Origin of the sequence: Aquiflexum sp. (assembly GCF_041749095.1) — a bacterium.
Taxonomy (GTDB): Bacteria; Bacteroidota; Bacteroidia; order Cytophagales; family Cyclobacteriaceae; genus Aquiflexum.
Genome location: NZ_JBGTCA010000229.1, coordinates 1 through 14,529, shown reverse-complemented (window position 1 = coordinate 14,529; position 14,529 = coordinate 1). Strand labels below are relative to the sequence as shown.

Sequence of the window (14,529 nt, the reverse complement as noted above, 5' to 3'; positions counted from 1 at the left end):
AAAATTTTGAGGGCTTTACCGATTTGGTTTTCTACCGTTTTTGGGCTGATATCCAGAGTTTTGGCTATCTCGGCATAGCTCATTTGCTCATACCGACTGAGCTTGAATATCGTTTGGCAACGATCGGGAAGTAAATCGATCTGCTCATGTAATAAGTCCAATCGTTCCGCCTCACTTGACTGATCTATTTCTTCTTGTACTACTTCGGGAAAATCCAACTGATCCTTGTAAACAAAGTTTTCCTTCTTTTTTCTGCGATAATCTATTGCTTTAAATGTCGCTGCTTTGAGTAGATAGGCATTCCAGTTTTCGACTTGGAATAACTCATTCCTTCGGTTCCATATTTTGATAAAAATATCCTGAGTAAGTTCCTCCGCTTCTTCCTGATCATTCAAAAGAAAAAAAATTCTTTTATAGACGGAATTGAAATGAACCTCAAAAAATTTCCTAAAGGTTTTATGATCAAAAACAGAAGATTGATTGGGAGATTGAATATTCTTTCCCATTTTTTTGGCTCATTATTATTCAATAAGCTAAAATCAATGGAATTGTTTTAAATTGAGTATGGACCTTTGAGAAAATATTTTGAGGAATTTTTTTTCAACTTCATTACCACTTTTGGGAATAAATGACGCGTAACGATTATAACCATTAATCTATACGCCATGAAAAATTTATTCAAATTCAAATTTAAATTCATTTTTGCGCTAATGGGCGCCCTTGCATTTTCCTGTCAGGAAACAGAGGATCCATCAACAATTTCTCCGGACGCCCCTGAGATCAATGACCTGATTTCAACCTTAAGTTACAATCCAAATGAGTTACTGAATGTCCAAAACACCGGTAATTCATCAAGCTTAAGAACAAAAGTGGGAGAAAGCACTAACGCTACAGGAGTAAGTGGAGGGACTATTGTATGTACCACGGAGAGATACAACCTGAAGAATAATTTTGAAGAAATAGCAGTGCTTCGACCTACCAACGGGATTGTCTATCCAGGATCCTTGGTCATTGGAGATAGAAGTATGATGGGAGGTCTGCCTACTCCTGTAAATTTGGATCGTGCCCCGGTTTCTATGAGATTGGATCTTCCGGGAATGGGAGAGAAAGGAACAATCAAAGTGGAAAAACCTGACAATTCCAATGTTCAGACCCAGTTAGATGAGGCCTTAAACTGGTGGCATCAAAATGCCGCCCAAGAAGGATATGTCAATGCCGCCAATTCCTCTACTTCAATTTCAACCTCGTATTCCTACGAACAGTTGAGTTTGGATGTAGGATTGAACGTCAGTTGGGCTGCCGGGAATGTAGAATCCCAATTGAAATACGAAAGTACCAGAACCCAAAAAGTAGCAATGATGGTATTCAAGCAGGTCTTTTATACCGTTTCATTGGATGTGCCAAGCAAGCCTGCGGATTTTTTCGGAAACAAAGTCTCGCTATCCCAAGTGGAATCCGCATTTGGCCCCCAAGCTCCGCCAGCCTATGTACATTCTGTTGCCTACGGAAGAATCATTATGTTTAGGATGGTTACCACTACCATGGCATCTGATTTGGAAATTGAAGGAGCATTCAATTATGCTACTGGGTTGAAAAATGCTTCAGGTACCTTGGAAAGTAAGTATAAGAGTATTCTCAACACATCAAACATAACAAGCTTGGCCATTGGTGGAAATGCAGAAGTGGCCAGTGAAATTGTTTCCGCTACCAAATTCGGTGACCTTGAATCAATTATAAAAGGGGAAAATGCTGTTTTCAGCAAAAGTAATCCCGGGGTTCCTATCGCTTATACAGTGAGGTTTTTGAAAGACAACAGTTTTGCTAAATTGGGTTATACGACTGAATATCAAATAGAATCCTGTAACCAAAATCAACATCCGGCCAGAGAAATTTCAGTTATCAACAGAAATGCCGCTCTCATTGGGCCCATCATAAAGTTTACTATTACCTATAAGCAATTGACAGATGGTATTACTTACAATAGAACCATTCATAGCGGGAATATTAATTTGCAAAATAAAGTGACAAGAACTGTTCCGGCAGGCTCATTTGATATCAAATTGACCGTAGAAGTTCTTGATGGGTTCAGTTGGAAATTTCTTGCCGAGAGAAATTGGGACAGACCCACCAAAGCCTGCTATGAAACTAACTCCAATTTTACATCTATTACTTTCAAGACAACTTCATGTTAAAAAATATAGAGAAAAAATTGACCCTACTTTGTCAATTTAAATGTTGATGGGAGAAACCTGCCAGGCTTAAGAGCTGTAAATGCACATATTCATGGTATAAAAACAAAAAAAACAAGGCAGGTTTTTAGACCATTCCCAAACATGACAAAGAATTCTAAATTAAATGTTAATCAAACCGAGTTCTTAAACACTTAATTATTGGTTGCCAGGTATGCTTTTTCCAAAGAACTATTGATTTTGGAAATGGTTTCCTGCGAAACATCTTCAGAGGATTGATTATTCAATAATGCCATTTCAAGGTATTCTATGGCGGTAGAATAATTCCCTAGGGCCAATGAGCATTCTCCGATTGCTTGTTGGCATTGGGATATTAATCTATCGTCTTTTTTCTCTGCTGAATTAAGGATCTTATAGGCTTTTTCGTAAGAATCTATTGCCTCCAAATGGTTTTCTTCACTTGCAAGAACCTTGGCAAGATTCATCAAACTGATGGCATTTCTTTTGTCGATTTCAGGAAAAAGCTTTTTGTTGACTTCGACAGATTGGGAAAGATAGAATTTTGCTTCTGGTAGATTTCCCAAATTAAAATAAGTCATACCTAAACTATTTGCAACAGCGGCATAGTAATAATGTTCATCTCCAAACAAGTCTGAGATCATCGAAAATGAAGCTATATACAAAGGTAAAGCCTCCTCAAATTTCCCCAAATGGGTATAAGCTCTTGCCAGATTGGACATACTGGCCATTGTTTCTACATGATTTCTTCCCAAAATAGCTTCTCTTTGTTCCAGTGATTTTTTGATATAAGGGATTGACGCTTCATCATCACCTTTGTTTTGATACAGACTGCCAATATGGTTATAAGATAATGCCAGCTCAAGATGCGGCTCAACAAATAGCTCTTTTTTCATCTCCAGTGAAGCCAAGAGGTATTTTTCCGCTTCATTATAATCTCCCATTTTCCTTTTGTTGGAGCCTAACAGGTGAAGGTCATTGGCCAATGAGATGTGGGGTGCTTTGAGATGCTTTTGATGTATTGCATAGATGATCCGGCCTATAGAATCTGCCTCTCCATACCTGCCCAACTCATACATGATGTTCCCAAGTCCATCCATTGCATTGGCCAGTTTCATTTCATCTTTGTTTTTTGCGTCCAAAAATTGGTTAAGTCCTTTTTTGGAATAATATTCCGCTGAATCCAATTTACCGTAATAAAAATAGACATCTCCTTTTAAAATTTCACTTTCGGCAAGGGCTGGATGTGGATGGGTGAATAATTCCGAATTGATTAGGTAGGCTAGCTCTGCCAGAATTTTACCTTTTTCATACTGCCCCAAACTGAGATAAATCGGACTGATTTTTATCAACATAGAAGCAAGGAGTTCGGGATCATTTCCCAGATTTTTTTCAAGAGATTCAACACCTTTATTGAGTAATTCCAACGCTGTAATAGTATCTCCGCTGCTAATATTTGGGTCAGCAGCCATAAATATATCCGTTAATAATTGGGAAATCTCTTCAGCTTTTTTGGCCTCTTTAATGGCTATATTTCTTTGTTCCTTTAACTGGAAAGTGTAAAAAATTCCCATTCCTATCAGAATCACAAGCGAGGCACCAATGGCAGTCAAGATTTTTTGTTGACGTTTAAAGTACTTTTTACCCAAATAGGTCAAATCTCTTTCTTTGAGCGAAATCGGATAACCATTTAAAAATGCTCGAATGTCATTGATCATGGAATCCACCGAAGAATATCGATTACCTGGGTGAAGTTGCATCGCCTTCCAACAGATTTGGGATAAATCCTCCTGAAACAATTGATTTTCCTTTAATTCCAATTTTTTATAATCAGCTTCCAAGACTGCTTTTTTCAAGTTACTTGGGCTGTCAAAATAAGCTTCAAAGGGATGTCTTTCCTCAAGTAATTCATATAAGATTATTCCAAGAGAATAGATGTCTGCGCTGCTGTTTGGAATACCTTTGTCGATCTGTTCTGGCGCAGCATAAGCCAGGGTATATCTGTTAGATTCTTCTGGGAATTCGGTTTCCCGTAATATTTTTGAAACCCCGAAATCCAGAAGTTTGACCCTGTTTTCCTGATCGATGATGATATTTTTTGGTTTCAGATCCAAGTGTGCTACAAATGAACCATGTGCGTATCGGATAGCTTCTGCTACCTGTAAAAACAGTTCCAGTTTTTCATTGGTATTAAGCTTCCTGGCCTTGGAATAGGTAACAATATCCTCTCCTGATATATATTCCATAGTAAAAAATGGACGTCCGTCAACCGTAAATCCTCCATCGTATAACTTTGCGATATTGGGATGGCTTAAGTTTGCCAGAATTTGTCTTTCCTTTTGAAACAAGGCCTGATTTGTATTATCCAATACAAATGCTCTCATTATTTTTATGGCCACTTTTTGGTCAAATTGGCCATCCGCCCGATTACCTAAAAAAACAGAACCCATGGCACCTTGTCCGATCAAACTACTCAACTCAAAGGGGCCGACCTTTTCCCCGATCAGGTCTTCATCTGAGCTGAATTGGTCAAATAAAATTTCGGCTGAATTGGTGAAAATTGGGTGGGTATTTTGATCTGCGGAAAGTAATTGGACTAAAAGGGGATGAATGTCCGGATTTTCTGATTTGATTTTTTCTAATGTCTTCTTTTTCCTTTCTCCTTCCAATTCCACCAATTGGTGAAAATAGGTTTCAACTAAAGCCCAACTTGAAGAAAGATTTTTCATTTAGATTCCACTTTTCATCTCCATACTTAGCCATGCTTTTGCCAATCTCCAATCTCTTCTGACCGTGTCAATGGAAACCTCAAGCATTTCAGCAATTTCTTCATGTTTATACCCTCCGAAAAAATGATATTCCACCACCCGACTTTGACGGGGATTGATTTGCTTCAATCTTTTTAAAGATTCATCCAATTCGAGCACTTGTTCTGGAGTTGTTAAAAACACGTTGCCTAAGGCACTCTGCGTAAGCTGAATATAATCGCCACCACGTTTTATACGATGTTTCTGTCTGGCATAATCTACAAGATACCTTCTCATCACAATTGCAGCAATTGCCATAAACTGGCCTTTGTTTTCAAATTGATTCTTTTGTCGGTCCATTTTCAAAAATACTTCATGGACCAAGGCGGATGTATCGAGGGTATATGCCTGATGCTCAAATCTCAACTTATTGGAGGCTAGAATGCTTAATTCCCGGTAACAGTTTTGAAACTGGGATCTGAGGATACTGTATTTTTGAGGAAATCCGGAACCGGAAGTTGAAACTTTGGAATTGATATCTGTCACAACATTTTTTTTAATAATGAAAGAATAGTTTTAAAAATAATGATAAAATATATAATACACTAAATAACAATTAATTATCCTTGGAAAAAATTAGCCACAATGGAACAATTGCAATTAGTTATTAACAACCTAAAATTCTTGCCGGTCAAAATCCCATAGTAGTATCTCTCATGCCAATGTGAGTGTCCCCACTCACATCATTGAAGTTTGAAACCTATGTTAAAGTCTCACATCCCTGAGTCGATAGCCTTACCCCAAAAACTGCCTCAGATAATTCCTGCTGGTCAGTATAGCCTTGAATTTATCGGCTTCGGTTTTTTCATAAGCTTTATCTTCTACTTCAATACAGACAGGGCCTCTATAGCCAACAGATGTCAAAGCTGAAAAGAAATCCCTCCAATTGACATCTCCCAATCCGGGTAATTTTGGGGAATGATATTCCAAAGGATGCGCCATGGTTCCAACGTGGTTGAGTTTATTTCGATACACCTTGGCATCTTTAAGATGAATGTGGAAAAGCTTGTCCTTATAGTCGTAAATGGGTTGGATCTCATCCATTTGCTGCCAAACCAAATGAGAGGGATCGTAATTCAGGCCAAAGTTATCCGAAGGAATAATGGAAAACATCTCATCCCAAATTGCTGGTGTATGGGCCAGGTTTTTTCCGCTTGGCCATTCATCGGCAGTAAAGTACATCGGGCAGTTTTCTATGGCGATTTTGATGTTATGATCTTCGGCAAACTTGATGATGGATGGCCATTTTTTGGCAAAGGTTTTCAGGTTTTCGGAAATGCTTTTGGTATGTTCAGCACCTATAAAAGTGTTAACAACTCCAAGCGCCAACTTGCTTGCAGCTTGGATGACTTTTTTGATGTGGGCAAAATAGTAGTCGCTTTTTTCTTGATCACCATCCAAGGGATTGGGGTAATAACCAAGTCCTGAAATATAGATGCCTCTATTTTCGATATATTCCCGGATATAGGCAATCTTTCTCTCATCCAAGTTATCCACATCAATGTGCGTAATGCCTGCATATCTTCTTTCCGCTTTGCCTTTTGGCCAGCACATGATTTCCACGCATTCAAATTGGTTGGCAACAGCAAAGTCAATGACTTTTTCAAAAGAGTTTTCGGCAAGGATGGCACTTACAAATCCTAGGTTAAGCATTTGGGATATATTTAGTTTGATGGTTTTTGGAACGCAGATGACGCAGATTGGGCTGATAATCACTGATAAAAATCAGTGTTAATCTGCTAAATCAGCGTCATCTGCGTTCTATCGTTCATTGGTAAATATTTTACGTCTAAACTCAGGCTTCTTCCCGAAATTAAGTAGCAAACCTACTTCGATCTCAGTCGCCTTAAGATAGTTGATCAATTGAAATTCATGATCTTCACAGAGCGCTTCAGCAGCTTTTAATTCAACAAAAACTTTTTCCTCGACGGTCAGATCAGCACAATAATCACCTACTACATTACCTTCATAAAAAACCGTCACCCTTCTTTGCTTTTCTACAAACAGACCCATATTTCTCAGTTCAATAAACATGGCGTTCTCATAAACCTTCTCAAGAAGCCCAAATCCAAGGGTATTGTAAACCTTGTAAAAAGCTTTGATTATTTTTTCAGTTAGGTCAGAATGTTTGTAGTTGCCTTGGGTCATAGGGTTTTTTTTAGAACGCTGATGACGCTGATTTAGCAGATCTACACTGATTTTGTTCTGCTAGAATAAGCGTTCCATCGAAAATAACACACAAGTGATCCTGTTCCAAAAATCCATAAAAAAATCTGCGACCATCAGCCCAATCAGCGTCATCCGCGTTCCATCCACGATTCCAGAAATTTTCCCAATTCCCCTAAATCGGGACTCTTACCAGTTTGGATATATGCACCTGAACAGCCCATGCCTAGCAAAAGCCTCTCCTCCAATTTCAAATCCAAAAGCCAGCCCAAGGCATAACCTGCATTGAAATTGTCTCCTCCTCCGGTGAGGATCTTGGGTTCTTCGACCAATTTCCCCTCCACTTGGACCAAATCTTTTTGGGTAATGGCAAAGCTCCTATTGACGGGATGAATTACCAAACAAGCTATTGTCATGTTGTCAAATATGGCTTTGGCTTTTTCTTCAGCAGAAGATTCTCCTTTTCGGGTATTTTCCAAAGCTTCAAAGACGAGATTCGTTTCGTTTTCATTTAGACCAAATGTCACTTCCCCAAATTCACTATATCGGGAAATGATCTGAAGGGCTTCTCTGATCTCTTCATTGGACTTTCTGGAGGGATCGCACAGATCGAAAAAGAATTTCTTTCCGATAGATCCATTTGGCTTTACAATTTCTTCCAAGAGCCCTTGCCAGATATTGGAGGCATGGGGAAGATTCACCCAATCTACCGCGGCAACCAACTGACTGTCAAGATAAATTTCCTTTAGCTTATCAATGCCAATTCTTGATTTTACTTTTTCCCAGTTCAGGTCATCAAATGACCCACAATCTGAAAATATCAATTTGCCATCTTGAAACTCAAATGCATCTGATTGTCCAGAATTCTCCAAACTGTGAACCTGAATATTTGGATGCAAATCTTCGAAAACAGGATGAATTTTTGGAAATCCCAAAGTACCCAAACAATGGATCTGAAAACCGAGTGCACCCATTGCTTGGGACATGATAGGTGCATTACCACCGATTTTGATTTCTTTGAGTAATAACTCCACTTGGCCGCTTTTACCGGAAAGGGCTTTGATATGGTCAGCAAACCTTGATATATCTTTGAAAAATTGCTTTTCTGTACCGGATTTTTTGTGGATGACGCCATACAAGCTGTCCACATACCCATCAAATCCGATCATGATGGATTGGTCAAGTTTTTGGTTTTTTAGCTTTTGGGCCAGTTTTCCTAATCGATCATTTGAATCATTGGAAGCCATAAAAAATTGATCAATAGCCTACATCTTCTTTGAAATCGGGTTTGTCTCCTGATTCACCGCCATATTTCTTTTTAGCGTCTTCCAAAATCGGGGCTGTGGCCGTTGCCCCGATTCTTGTCACTCCCCAGGATTTTACTTTAAGCAATTCCTCCAAAGTCCTTACTCCACCGGCAGCTTTGATCTGCACTTCAGGAGCGCTGTGTTTCCGCATCAGTTTTAGATCATGTTCTGTGGCCCCTTCATAACTGTATTTGCCATCACTTCCTTTGATAAAACCATAGCCTGTGGAGGTCTTGACAAATTCCACTTTGGCCGCACTGCAGATTTCACAGAGTTTGATTTTGTATTTGTCTTCCGGCAGGTAATCATTCTCAAAAATCACCTTTAGTGCCGCTTTATGTTTTTTGGTTACAGCTACTATAGCTTCAATTTCCTTTCCCACATATTCCCAATCCTCCTGTAAAACTTTCCCTATATTGACCACCATATCAATTTCTGCCGCTCCATCCTGACAGGCCTTTTCGGTTTCATAAACTTTGACATCCGTACCGCTGTTGCCATGGGGAAACCCAATTACGGTACAGACCATGACATCCGAACCTTCAAGCCACTTGACGGCATCTTTGACTGCATAAGGTTTGATACAGACTGAGGCGGCATCATAATGTTTGGCCAACTCACAACCCTCTTTCAATTCTTTGTCTGTCATGGTAGGATGTAACAGGCTGTGATCAATCATTTTGGCGAGTTCTCTGACTTCTTTTAGCATAATGTTTTTCTTTAAATTAAATCAATACCTTCTAAAGGTGACGGCCTTCATCCATACGTTCATGCAAATCAATAAAATATCACTGTCTTGTTTCCATAAGCCAAAACTTTTCTTTCCAAGTGATATTTGATGGCTTTTGATAAAACCACTTTCTCCACATCCTGTCCTATTTGGACCAGATCTGAGGGTAAGTTATGGTGCCGGACCCGTGCAACATCCTGTTCAATAATGGGCCCTGCATCCAATTCCTCAGTAACATAATGGGCAGTAGCACCAATGATTTTGACACCACGTTCGTATGCAGCGTGGTAGGGTTTTGCACCAACAAATGCCGGGAGAAAAGAATGATGGATATTGATGATTTTATTGGGATAGTTTCGGATAAATTCCCCACTGAGGATTTGCATGTACCTTGCCAATACTACAAAATCTACCCTGTACTCATTGAGCAGCTCCAATTGCCTTTCCTCCACCATTGCTTTATTGGCTTTGTCAATTGGTAGATAGATAAATGGAATACCAAATGCCTCAACGACTTTTTTGTGGTCAGGATGATTGGAGATGATTAGTGGGATTTCGACTTCAAACTGCTCTGAATAGAACTTGCTCAAAATATCAATCAGGCAATGGGACAATTTGGAAACCATAATTGCCATCCTTGGCTTTCTGTAATTGAAGTAGAGTTCAAATTCCATTTCAAACATCTTGGCCACCTTGGCCTCAAATATGGGTTCTATTTCCTCTTTTTTGAGCGCAAAACTGTCCAATTCCCAGGCAGCCCTCATAAAAAACATCCCGATTTCCTCATCTACATGCTGATCTATTTCCAGGATATTGCCATGATAGGAAAACAAAAACTCTGATACCGCTGCCACAATACCTTTTTGATCCTTGCAACGGATCATTAAAATTGCTTTTTTCATTTTAAAAATATTAGGTTAACAATGCTTCAATGTCTTCTTTGTCCAAAGTCTTCATAAAGCTTTCTTCCGTGCTGATAAGTTCTCCTGCCAAGGCCATTTTCCTTTGCTGAAGTGCCATGATTTTCTCTTCAACTGTATCTTTGGTGATGAATTTGTAGATGATGACTTTATTTTCCTGACCGATACGGTGTGCCCTGTCAATCGCTTGGGCCTCTACGGCAGGATTCCACCAAGGATCCAGCAAAAAGACATATTCTGCCTTGGTCAAGTTGAGTCCAACACCTCCCGCCTTAAGTGAAATTAGGAAAATCTTTACCTCCTCATTTTCCTGGAAAGTAGTGACTTGCTTCTGTCTGTCTTTGGTGGTTCCGTCCAGGTAAGCATATTGCATGTTTTCCTGATCAAGATATTCCTTGACAATCGCCAAATGACTAACGAATTGACTGAAGACCAGTACCTTGTGTCCTTCACTTGCAGTAGCATGTAACATGTGGATAACATCCTCCAGTTTACCGGAATCCCCTTCGTATTCCTTATCCTTCAGTTTGGGGTGATTTGCAATTTGACGCAATTGGGTCAAACCTCTTAACAGCATAAACTGCTGATTTTTCATCCCGGGGACCCCAAACTCCGTGACTATTTTTTCCCTGTAATAACTTTTAACCGTTTCATAAGCCTTTTCTTGGTCAGTGGTCATAGTGGAGTATTTGACATTGACTACTTTTTCGGGAAGGTCAGTAGCGACTTGGGTTTTCAATCTTCGCAGTATGAAAGGTTTGATCATGGCATTCAGCTTGATGGCTTTGTCCATATCATTCTTTTTTTCTATGGGTTGCAGAAATTGTTTCTTGAACATATTCTGATTACCCAGTAGTCCCCTGTTAATAAAATTCATCTGAGACCATAAATCCATCGTGCCATTCTCCACAGGAGTTCCTGTCAAAATCAAGCGATGACGGCAATTGAGCTCATTTACTGCTTTTGCGATGATGCTTCCCGGGTTTTTGATGGCCTGGGATTCATCCAATATGATGTAATTGAAGTAGAAATCCTTCAGGATATCCACATCCATTCTTGTAATACCATAAGAACTCAAAACAAGATCATATTTGGCAAATTGGGAGTTGTCTTTAACCCTTTGTGTACCTGTATATGTCAGGATCTTAAGTTTTGGGGTGAATTTTTTTGCTTCCAGTTCCCAGTTATAAATAAGGGAAGTTGGCATGACCAAAAGCGATGTGGCATCAGGATTTGTCTCTTTTTCATGGGCCAAAAGTGCTAGGGTCTGGACTGTTTTTCCCAAACCCATGTCATCAGCAAGGCAACCTCCAAAACGGAATTCACTTAAAAATCTCAACCAATTATATCCAGCTTTTTGGTAGGGCCGAAGGGTGCCTTTAAAGGTAACAGGCAATTCATAATCCTCAATATGTGAAAAATCCCTGAGTTTTTCCAGTTTCCTGCTTAGGGTCAGTTGGACCAGATTTTCGCTCTGAAGTTCTTGTGCTAAGGCAATATGGTGTTTTTTAAGAACCAGCCTATGCTCTTTGTTTTCTTTTTCCTGATCTTCCAGAAAGGCAAAAATCTCAGAATAATTTACAAACCAGGAATCGGGGATTACAGCAATTTCTCCATTTGGCAATTCAAATTCAGTTTTGCCCAAAAGCAACAATTTCCGGATTTTTTGGAATGGAATTTTATAAAGGCCAAATTGAATGATAGCATTAACATCAAACCAATCAATATTTTCCTTAACATCTACAGAAATGTGGGACCTGCCGATAAAGTATTTCTTTCCTTTTGAATTTATGTTCTGCCGGATTTTGATTCCCAAATTTTCCAAGCTTTCTCTATAAGTATTGATCCATCCAAAAGCTTTTGATTTGGCCAAAGAAAACCTTGCTGACCTAACAGGTAGCCCAATATCTTTTAAATAATCTCCATAGGATTTTTCCTTCTCAAGATCCCGAATTACTTTGTGAAAAATATAATTATCTCCAATTTGCTCTAATTCCACATTATTGGTGGCTTTATGTTCAGCCCTAAAAGCATATTCCCCGTATTGGAACTGAAGGTCAAATACGATCTTATCTTCTTCCTCTTCCATGTCAAGGTTATTGCCAAAAAGATCTACTTTAGGATTACCGGGTAAGTCAGTGAGGCTGAGAACAGGATTAGGTTTTGATCTTTCCACTTTGATGTCAAAGCCTTTGGCATAGACGTCAAAAGAAGAAACCAATTGTGTTATGAATTTTTCATAATACTGTTTTTCTACTTTTCTTGGTATGACAATGAATTTTTTGTTCAAAAAAGGCTTAAGTTTTTTTCCATCGACACCTTTTTCAAAACTGTATAGTTTATTATCAACGACCAGCCAAGCAGGTTCGTGGCAGATCAAAAATGCATTCCTGTACTGCCATTCCAATCTTTCACCTTGGTATTTGAGGGTGGGGAAATAATGGGTGTTGTCCTCATTTCTTCTGAAATGAAAAAGTACGGAGGCTTTTTCCGGCATGATTTCGATTTCCTTCCAAATGGGATTTCCATCATTTCCCATTTCGAAAAACCGTTTTCCAAACATTTTTTGGAGAATCTTTGCCCTGAGACCCTCCAATTTTAATTCAATTAACTGTTGGAATTCTTTGTTCCCTGATCTGTCATCATAAATTTTTCTAAGGAATTCCTTTGGTTTGAGTTTTTTGATATCAAATCTTTTGACCACTGCATCCTGTTGCATTTCATCCATCCATCGGATCAGCTGAAAATCGGTTTCATCCAAACCGGAGGCGAACTCAGGGGCATTGACATGGGAAATATTTTGATGGGCGTAGGACAGCCTGCCCTTCTCATCCAATTGAACCACGAAGGACTCAAACAGCAATCCGAGGAATTCATGGCTGAATAAAGAATATATAATCTCAAAAGGCTGTTCTGCAGATACTTTCATAGGGACAGATTGAAGTCAAACGGAGCTATTCCGTCAACCAAACACATTTTTGCTAAATAAAACAGTTCGAAAAATAAGGAATAATATTTGATTGTAAAAGGAACAATCCATCATTGGTGATGGAAGTCACCAAATATATTTTGCTTTTCAAAGTAAATTTGGCTTTGAGAAATAAATAAAGGAAAAACTGCAAGGATGTTGTGATTTAACTTTAAATTTAGCGTTGCAAAATTAATAATGACCAATAAATCTCAAGGTGATTTGAATTTCAGAAAATTCCCTCTAATTGGAATTTTCCTTGCCTTACTTTTTATGTTTTTTTTGGAAGCATCTATTTCCCCAATTACATCCCGAGATTTAGAAATAAAGTGCTTTGAAAATCAAACAGCCCAGTTTTCTACTGCTGATTCCCATAAAAACCCTACAAATGACTTGGATCATTTTATGGAGCAAATTGAAGAAAAAGAGGAGGAAAGGCAGGAGGATACACTTTTAGAGTATTCCTTAGATGCAATATGGTCGCCTTATTTTGATGATTGGTTTGTATATTCTTTATTCCCAAAGACTTTAAAAAGTCCAAATTACCGGATAAATATCCGTGTTCCTTTGTACATACTTTTTCAAAACCTTAAATTGGATTTGGTTTAATTGTTTTCCCTCCGAAGGATAATACATTTATCCAGTTTAAAATAATTCTTAGACTTACATTTTACATACATCATGGTGCATCCTGCGTCATCGGCCTTGGATCATGTCCTTCATGATTTGGCTCATTATCTCCCTGCTCAATCTCCACTGAAGGATTTTGTACATCATAATACCCTACATGCATACCAACACTTACCTTTCCATGAAGCCCTTCAGCAAGCTGGAGAAAACTTCGGTTACAAGGTGTACTGGAATATTGAAAAATACCGGGAACTTTTTCATCAAAAGAAAATCAATGCAGAAATCCTGGAAAGAGTCATCGTTGAAGATAAAGGAGCGGATGAACTTGCCCATTGGATAAAACTTTTGCTTCATCAGCCCGCAAGTGAATACCCGGAACCCAAAATAGGACAAATCCGGAAATTCTGGCGAAAGGCCTACAACCTCAATTTGGATAAGGAAGTCCATCAGATCCTCTTTCGGATAGTAAGCGCATACCTTGATCAGGGAATTGCTATCTGGAAATTCCCTACAGAAACCAAAGGTCTTTTGGCAGGAATCCGGATATTGGAAAAAAACAGCTACAGTACTTTTGTCAAAAGCGAGAGGGCAAGAAAGCTCCTCTTTGATAAGAACACCAAATTGGAGGACTTACTTCATTTGCTGATTGGAGATGAAAGGTTTTATGGACAATACCTTTTTGACCAACAGTTCGCACATCCAGGCTGGTCTGGTATGGTGGCTGTGGTAGAGCAACAGGAAAATACCCTCCTGGATAAAAGAAAAGTCTCTTTGCATGACCTGATTTTTCTGGA

Annotated in this window: 12 protein-coding genes; 3 read left to right on the top strand and 9 right to left on the bottom strand. The window is 38.9% G+C overall.

Going from position 1 to position 14,529, the window contains the following annotated elements:
* Positions 1-506: RNA polymerase sigma factor (locus ACEW8O_RS11155; protein WP_373494710.1), on the bottom strand; the 506-nt coding region annotated here is incomplete at its 3' end.
* A 159-nt stretch (positions 507-665) separates the two neighbouring features.
* On the opposite strand from ACEW8O_RS11155, the gene ACEW8O_RS11150 reads away from it, so the two are divergent.
* The gene (locus ACEW8O_RS11150) at positions 666-2,192 is read left to right on the top strand and encodes a thiol-activated cytolysin family protein (protein ID WP_373494709.1); all 1,527 of its coding nucleotides are present in this window, start codon (positions 666-668) and stop codon (positions 2,190-2,192) included.
* Positions 2,193-2,383: 191 nt separating this feature from the next.
* On the opposite strand, the gene ACEW8O_RS11145 is transcribed toward ACEW8O_RS11150, so the two are convergent.
* The 8 genes from ACEW8O_RS11145 to ACEW8O_RS11110 all read right to left on the bottom strand — a co-directional run bounded on the left by ACEW8O_RS11145 (position 2,384) and on the right by ACEW8O_RS11110 (position 13,066).
* On the bottom strand, positions 2,384-4,936 hold the full coding sequence (locus ACEW8O_RS11145; protein WP_373494708.1) for a tetratricopeptide repeat protein: 2,553 nt from the start codon (positions 4,934-4,936) through the stop codon (positions 2,384-2,386).
* Positions 4,937-5,500, bottom strand: a complete 564-nt coding sequence (locus tag ACEW8O_RS11140; protein ID WP_373494707.1) for an ECF-type sigma factor — start codon at positions 5,498-5,500, stop codon at positions 4,937-4,939. It abuts the gene before it with no gap.
* A gap of 249 nt (positions 5,501-5,749) precedes the next feature.
* Positions 5,750-6,667, bottom strand: coding sequence for a sugar phosphate isomerase/epimerase family protein (locus ACEW8O_RS11135; RefSeq protein ID WP_373494706.1), 918 nt, complete (start codon positions 6,665-6,667; stop codon positions 5,750-5,752).
* Positions 6,668-6,775: 108 nt separating this feature from the next.
* Positions 6,776-7,162: a GxxExxY protein gene (locus ACEW8O_RS11130; protein ID WP_373494705.1), complete on the bottom strand. Its 387-nt coding sequence runs from the start codon at positions 7,160-7,162 to the stop codon at positions 6,776-6,778.
* Between the two features lie 149 nt (positions 7,163-7,311).
* Positions 7,312-8,427 (bottom strand): hypothetical protein, encoded by a 1,116-nt coding sequence (locus ACEW8O_RS11125; RefSeq protein ID WP_373494704.1) that lies wholly within the window; start codon positions 8,425-8,427, stop codon positions 7,312-7,314.
* 10 nt (positions 8,428-8,437) lie between these two features.
* Positions 8,438-9,196, bottom strand: coding sequence for a deoxyribose-phosphate aldolase (deoC, locus tag ACEW8O_RS11120; RefSeq protein ID WP_373494703.1), 759 nt, complete (start codon positions 9,194-9,196; stop codon positions 8,438-8,440).
* 68 nt (positions 9,197-9,264) lie between these two features.
* Positions 9,265-10,119, bottom strand: coding sequence for a formyltetrahydrofolate deformylase (purU, locus tag ACEW8O_RS11115; RefSeq protein ID WP_373494702.1), 855 nt, complete (start codon positions 10,117-10,119; stop codon positions 9,265-9,267).
* 10 nt (positions 10,120-10,129) lie between these two features.
* Positions 10,130-13,066, bottom strand: a complete 2,937-nt coding sequence (locus ACEW8O_RS11110; RefSeq protein ID WP_373494701.1) for an SNF2-related protein — start codon at positions 13,064-13,066, stop codon at positions 10,130-10,132.
* Between the two features lie 237 nt (positions 13,067-13,303).
* Between ACEW8O_RS11110 and ACEW8O_RS11105 the strand changes: the two genes are divergently transcribed.
* Positions 13,304-13,714 carry a hypothetical protein gene (locus tag ACEW8O_RS11105; RefSeq protein WP_373494700.1) on the top strand — a complete coding sequence of 137 codons (411 nt, stop codon included), beginning with the start codon at positions 13,304-13,306 and terminating at the stop codon, positions 13,712-13,714.
* A gap of 72 nt (positions 13,715-13,786) precedes the next feature.
* The coding region (locus ACEW8O_RS11100) for a putative inorganic carbon transporter subunit DabA (protein ID WP_373494699.1) at positions 13,787-14,529 on the top strand (743 nt) is incomplete at its 3' end.

Coding starts and splice junctions, on each gene's coding strand:
- ACEW8O_RS11150 (WP_373494709.1), top strand. CDS start 666: ATGAAAAATTTATTCAAATTCAAATTTAAATTCATTTTTGCGCTAATG.
- ACEW8O_RS11145 (WP_373494708.1), bottom strand. CDS start 4,936: ATGAAAAATCTTTCTTCAAGTTGGGCTTTAGTTGAAACCTATTTTCAC.
- ACEW8O_RS11135 (WP_373494706.1), bottom strand. CDS start 6,667: ATGCTTAACCTAGGATTTGTAAGTGCCATCCTTGCCGAAAACTCTTTT.
- ACEW8O_RS11130 (WP_373494705.1), bottom strand. CDS start 7,162: ATGACCCAAGGCAACTACAAACATTCTGACCTAACTGAAAAAATAATC.
- ACEW8O_RS11125 (WP_373494704.1), bottom strand. CDS start 8,427: ATGGCTTCCAATGATTCAAATGATCGATTAGGAAAACTGGCCCAAAAG.
- deoC (WP_373494703.1), bottom strand. CDS start 9,196: ATGCTAAAAGAAGTCAGAGAACTCGCCAAAATGATTGATCACAGCCTG.
- purU (WP_373494702.1), bottom strand. CDS start 10,119: ATGAAAAAAGCAATTTTAATGATCCGTTGCAAGGATCAAAAAGGTATT.
- ACEW8O_RS11110 (WP_373494701.1), bottom strand. CDS start 13,066: ATGAAAGTATCTGCAGAACAGCCTTTTGAGATTATATATTCTTTATTC.
- ACEW8O_RS11105 (WP_373494700.1), top strand. CDS start 13,304: ATGACCAATAAATCTCAAGGTGATTTGAATTTCAGAAAATTCCCTCTA.